Source organism: Stenotrophomonas sp. AGC87, from assembly GCF_057333975.1.
Genome location: NZ_JBHFHW010000007.1, coordinates 2,854 through 8,471, shown reverse-complemented (window position 1 = coordinate 8,471; position 5,618 = coordinate 2,854). Strand labels below are relative to the sequence as shown.

Here is a 5,618-nt window from a genome sequence, read left to right as displayed (position 1 = left end):
CCCCCCCCCCCCCCCCCCCCCCCCCCCCCCCCCCCCCCCCCGCCACATCTGAACCGACAGCCCCATCGACAAGATTTCCTCCTTTCGGAGAAACACCATGAAAGACTTGCTCAACCTCTTCAACCAGCAGCGTCAGACGCTGGACTTCGACGCGATCAAGATCGCGCTGGCCTCGCCGGACCTGATCCGTTCGTGGTCCTTCGGCGAAGTGAAGAAGCCGGAAACCATCAACTACCGTACGTTCAAGCCGGAACGTGACGGCCTGTTCTGCGCCGCCATCTTCGGACCGGTCAAGGACTACGAGTGCCTGTGCGGCAAGTACAAGCGCATGAAGCACCGCGGCGTGGTCTGCGAAAAGTGCGGCACCGAAGTCACCCTGGCCAAGGTGCGCCGCGAGCGCATGGGTCACATCGACCTGGCCTCGCCGGTCGCGCACATCTGGTTCCTCAAGTCGCTGCCCTCGCGCATCGGCCTGATGCTGGACATGACCCTGCGTGATATCGAGCGCGTGCTGTACTTCGAAGCCTACGTGGTGACCGAGCCGGGCCTGACCGCCCTGGAGCGCCGCCAGCTGTTGACCGAAGAACAGTACCTGCAGGCCCGCCAGGAACACGGCGACGACTTCGATGCCGCCATGGGCGCCGAGGCCGTGTACGAACTGCTGCGCACGATCGACCTGCAGTCGGAAATGACCCGCCTGCGCGAAGAAATCGCCAGCACCGGTTCGGAAACCAAGCTCAAGCGACTGACCAAGCGCATCAAGCTGGTCGAGGCCTTCCTCGAGTCGGGCAACCGTCCGGAGTGGATGGTCATGACCGTGCTGCCGGTGCTGCCGCCGGACCTGCGTCCGCTGGTGCCGCTGGACGGTGGCCGCTTCGCGACCTCCGATCTGAACGATCTGTACCGCCGCGTCATCAACCGCAACAACCGCCTGCGCCGCCTGCTCGAGCTGAACGCGCCGGACATCATCGTGCGCAATGAAAAGCGCATGCTGCAGGAATCGGTCGATGCGCTGCTGGACAACGGCCGTCGCGGCCGTGCCATCACCGGCACCAACAAGCGCCCGCTGAAGTCGCTGGCCGACATGATCAAGGGCAAGCAGGGTCGCTTCCGTCAGAACCTGCTGGGCAAGCGCGTGGACTACTCGGGCCGTTCGGTCATCGTGGTCGGTCCGTACCTGCGCCTGCACCAGTGCGGCCTGCCGAAGAAGATGGCGCTGGAGCTGTTCAAGCCGTTCGTCTTCGCCAAGCTGCAGCGTCGTGGCCTGGCCACCACCATCAAGGCCGCCAAGAAGCTGGTCGAGCGCGAAGAAGCCGAAGTCTGGGACATCCTGGAAGAGGTCATCCGCGAACATCCGGTGATGCTGAACCGTGCGCCGACCCTGCACCGTCTGGGCATCCAGGCGTTCGAGCCGGTCCTGATCGAAGGCAAGGCCATCCAGCTGCATCCGCTGGTCTGCACCGCGTTCAACGCCGACTTCGACGGTGACCAGATGGCCGTCCACGTGCCGCTCTCGCTGGAAGCCCAGCTGGAAGCGCGTGCGCTGATGATGTCCACCAACAACATCCTGTCGCCGGCCAACGGCGAGCCGATCATCGTGCCGTCGCAGGACGTCGTGCTGGGTCTGTACTACATGACCCGCTCGCTGGTGAACAAGAAGGGCGAGGGCATGGCCTTCGCCAACATCGCCGAAGTCAAGCGCGCCTACGACAACCGCGTGGTGGAACTGCACGCACGCGTCAAGGTCCGCATCACCGAAGTGGTGACCGACGAGGAAGGCAACAAGCAGAACAAGACCTCGATCGTGGACACCACGATCGGTCGCGCCCTGCTGGCTGAAATCCTGCCGGAAGGCCTGCCGTTCGCGCTGGCCAACACCGAGCTGACCAAGAAGAACATCAGCCGCCTGATCAACTCCAGCTACCGTCAGCTGGGCTTGAAGGACACGGTCGTGTTCGCCGATAAGCTGATGTACACCGGCTTCGCCTACGCAACCCGCGCTGGCGTGTCGATCGGCATCGACGACATGCTGATCCCGGACGAGAAGCGCGGCATCCTCACCGAGGCCGAAGCTGAAGTGCTGGAAATCCAGGAGCAGTACCAGTCGGGCCTGGTCACCGCCGGCGAGCGCTACAACAAGGTGGTCGACATCTGGTCGCGCACCAACGAACGCATCGCCAAGGCGATGATGGACACCATCGGTACCGAGAAGGTGGTCAACGCCGAAGGCGAGACCATCGACCAGAAGTCGATGAACTCGCTGTACATCATGGCCGACTCCGGTGCTCGTGGTTCGCAGGCGCAGATCCGTCAGCTGGCCGGTATGCGCGGCCTGATGGCGCGTCCGGATGGCTCGATCATCGAAACGCCCATCAAGGCGAACTTCCGTGAAGGCCTGAACGTGCAGGAGTACTTCAACTCCACCCACGGTGCCCGTAAGGGTCTGGCCGATACCGCGCTGAAGACGGCGAACTCGGGTTACCTGACCCGTCGTCTGGTCGACGTGGCGCAGGACGTGGTCATCACCGAAGTGGATTGCGGTACCACCGAAGGCCTGACCATGACCCCGATCGTGGAAGGCGGCGACGTCGTGGAGCCGTTGAAGGACCGCGTGCTGGGTCGTGTCGTGGCCGAGGACGTGTTCCTGCCGGGCAACGACGAAGATCCGATCGTGACCCGCAACACCCTGCTCGACGAGCAGTGGGTGGCCAAGCTGGAAGACGCGTCGGTGCAGTCGGTCAAGGTCCGTTCGACCATCAGCTGCGCCTCGCCGTTCGGCGTCTGCGCGCACTGCTACGGTCGCGATCTGGCCCGTGGCCACATCGTCAACATCGGCGAAGCGGTCGGCGTCATCGCCGCGCAGTCGATCGGTGAGCCGGGTACCCAGCTGACCATGCGTACGTTCCACATCGGTGGTGCGGCGTCGCGAGCTGCTGCGGTCGACAACATCACCGTCAAGACCACCGGTTCGGTGAAGTTCAACAACCTGAAGTCGGTCGAGCACGCCAGTGGTTCGCTGGTGGCGGTCTCGCGTTCGGGCGAAATGTCGGTGCTCGATGCCCACGGCCGTGAGCGTGAGCGTTACAAGCTGCCGTACGGCGCGACCATCACGTCCAAGGACGGCGATGCGGTCAAGGCTGGCCAGACCGTGGCCAACTGGGACCCGCATAACCACCCGATCGTGTCCGAAGTGGCTGGTTTCATCCGCTTCATCGACTTCATCGACGGCGTCACCGTCATCGAGAAGACCGACGAACTGACCGGCCTGGCGTCGCGTGAAATCACCGATCCGAAGCGTCGTGGTTCGCAGGCGAAGGACCTGCGCCCGATCGTGCGTATCGTGGACAAGAACGGCAACGATCTGACCATCCCGAACACGGATCTGCCGGCGCAGTACCTGCTGCCGCCGCGCTCGATCGTCAACCTGCAGGACGGCGCCGCCGTCGGCGTGGGTGACGTGGTCGCCAAGATCCCGCAGGAAGCGTCCAAGACCCGCGACATCACCGGTGGTCTGCCGCGCGTGGCCGATCTGTTCGAAGCACGCAAGCCGAAGGATCCGGCGATCCTGGCCGAGCGTTCGGGCATCATCAGCTTCGGCAAGGACACCAAGGGCAAGCAGCGTCTGATCATCAAGGACACCGATGGTTCGGAACACGAAGAGCTGATCCCGAAGTACCGTCAGGTGATCGTGTTCGAAGGCGAGCACGTGACCAAGGGCGAAACCATCGTGGACGGCGAGCCGAGCCCGCAGGACATCCTGCGTCTGCTGGGTGTCGAACCGCTGGCGGCCTACCTGGTCAAGGAAATCCAGGACGTGTACCGCCTGCAGGGCGTGAAGATCAACGACAAGCACATCGAGGTGATCACCCGCCAGATGCTGCGCAAGGTCGAGATCACCGATCAGGGCACCAGCAAGTTCCTGAATGGCGAGCAGGCCGAGCGCCAGCGCGTCATCGAGGAAAATGCCCGCCTGGCCACCCGCAACGAGCTGCCGGCCCGTTTCGATCCGGTCCTGCTGGGTATCACCAAGGCATCGCTGGCGACCGAATCGTTCATTTCGGCGGCGTCGTTCCAGGAAACCACCCGCGTGCTGACCGAAGCGGCCGTTCGCGGCACCTCGGACAACCTGCGCGGCCTGAAGGAAAACGTCATCGTCGGCCGTCTGATCCCGGCCGGTACGGGCCTTGCGTACCACGCCAACCGTCGTCGCAACGCCTCCGGGCTGACCGACTCGGAAATGCAGACCCTGTCCGGCAGCACGCCGGCCGTGGCTGAGGTGGCCCCGGTGGCCGCCGTGGCGGTGGAATCGACCGAAGCTGAACAGGCTCCGGGCAGCGACGAGTAATACGCAGGCCCGGCTTCGGTCGGGCCCGCGGCAGGGCAGGGCGTCGACTCCGGTCGATGGCCCTCCCGGCAAATCAGCAGGCACCGGCCACTGGTCGTCTGCCTGCCGATGAGGTAGGATGCCCGCCGGTCTTTCAACGGACCGGCTTGACAACCTGAACGGGGGGCACGGAAAAGGCTCCCCTGTAACGGCCCGGGATCAGGGCTGGCTTGGCGCGTGCGCATTTGACTGCGTTTTCGCCGGGTTGCTACAATCGTCTGTCTCAGCAGGCCGGTCTTTCGCCTGCTCGCACATTTCCGCATTCATGGCCAGTCTTTTCATTGGCCTCTCTCAGAAGAACATACTGATGGCGACGATCAATCAGCTTGTCCGCAAGCCGCGGCAGGCAACCACTTATAAGAGTGCCTCCCCGGCTCTCGATAAGTGCCCCCAGCGCCGTGGTGTCTGCACGCGCGTGTACACCACCACTCCGAAGAAGCCGAACTCGGCGCTTCGCAAGGTTGCCAAGGTTCGCCTGACCAACCAGGAAGAAGTGATTAGCTACATCGGCGGCGAAGGCCACAACCTGCAGGAGCACTCCGTGGTCCTCATCCGTGGCGGTCGCGTCAAGGATCTGCCGGGTGTGCGTTACCACACCGTGCGTGGCTCGCTGGACGCCTCCGGCGTTGCCAAGCGTCGCCAGGGCCGTTCCAAGTACGGCGCCAAGCGTCCGAAGAGCTAAGGGAAAGTACACATGTCTCGTAAAGGTAATACGCCGCAGCGCTCTGTCCTGCCGGATCCGAAGCACGGAAGTGAAACCATCGCTCGTTTCATCAATATGGTGATGCTGAGCGGCAAGAAGTCGGTCGCTGAAAAGATCGTCTACGGTGCCATGGACGTGATCGGCGAAAAGAACCCGAATTCCGTCGAGCTGGTTCAGAAGGCTCTGGAAAACGTGGCTCCGTCGGTCGAAGTCAAGTCCCGCCGTGTCGGTGGTGCTACGTACCAGGTGCCGGTCGAAGTGCGGTCGTCGCGCAAGATGGCTCTGGCCATGCGTTGGCTGATCGACTCGGCGCGTAAGCGTGGTGAAAACACCATGCCGAAGAAGCTGGCTGCCGAACTGCTGGACGCCTCGGAAAATCGTGGTGGCGCCATCAAGAAGCGCGAAGAAACCCACCGCATGGCCGAAGCCAACAAGGCCTTCGCGCACTACCGCTGGTGAGTTTGACGGCCTTGCAAAACAGGCACGGCAGCACCATTTAGGTGCTGCCCCGGGGGGGGGGGGGGGGGGGGG

Annotated in this window: 3 protein-coding genes; all 3 read left to right on the top strand. The window is 63.6% G+C overall.

Features of this window, described 5'->3' with window-relative positions:
• Positions 1-97: 97 nt before the first annotated feature.
• The 3 genes from rpoC (at position 98) to rpsG (ending at position 5,546) form a co-directional block, all read left to right on the top strand.
• Entirely contained in the window at positions 98-4,345 is a 4,248-nt protein-coding gene (gene rpoC, locus ACE026_RS03320) for a DNA-directed RNA polymerase subunit beta' (protein ID WP_486037827.1), read from the top strand.
• Between the two features lie 346 nt (positions 4,346-4,691).
• Positions 4,692-5,066, top strand: coding sequence for a 30S ribosomal protein S12 (gene rpsL, locus ACE026_RS03315; RefSeq protein ID WP_017356008.1), 375 nt, complete (start codon positions 4,692-4,694; stop codon positions 5,064-5,066).
• Positions 5,067-5,078: 12 nt separating this feature from the next.
• Positions 5,079-5,546, top strand: a complete 468-nt coding sequence (gene rpsG / locus ACE026_RS03310; protein ID WP_019186122.1) for a 30S ribosomal protein S7 — start codon at positions 5,079-5,081, stop codon at positions 5,544-5,546.
• The last annotated feature ends 72 nt before the right edge of the window (positions 5,547-5,618 follow it).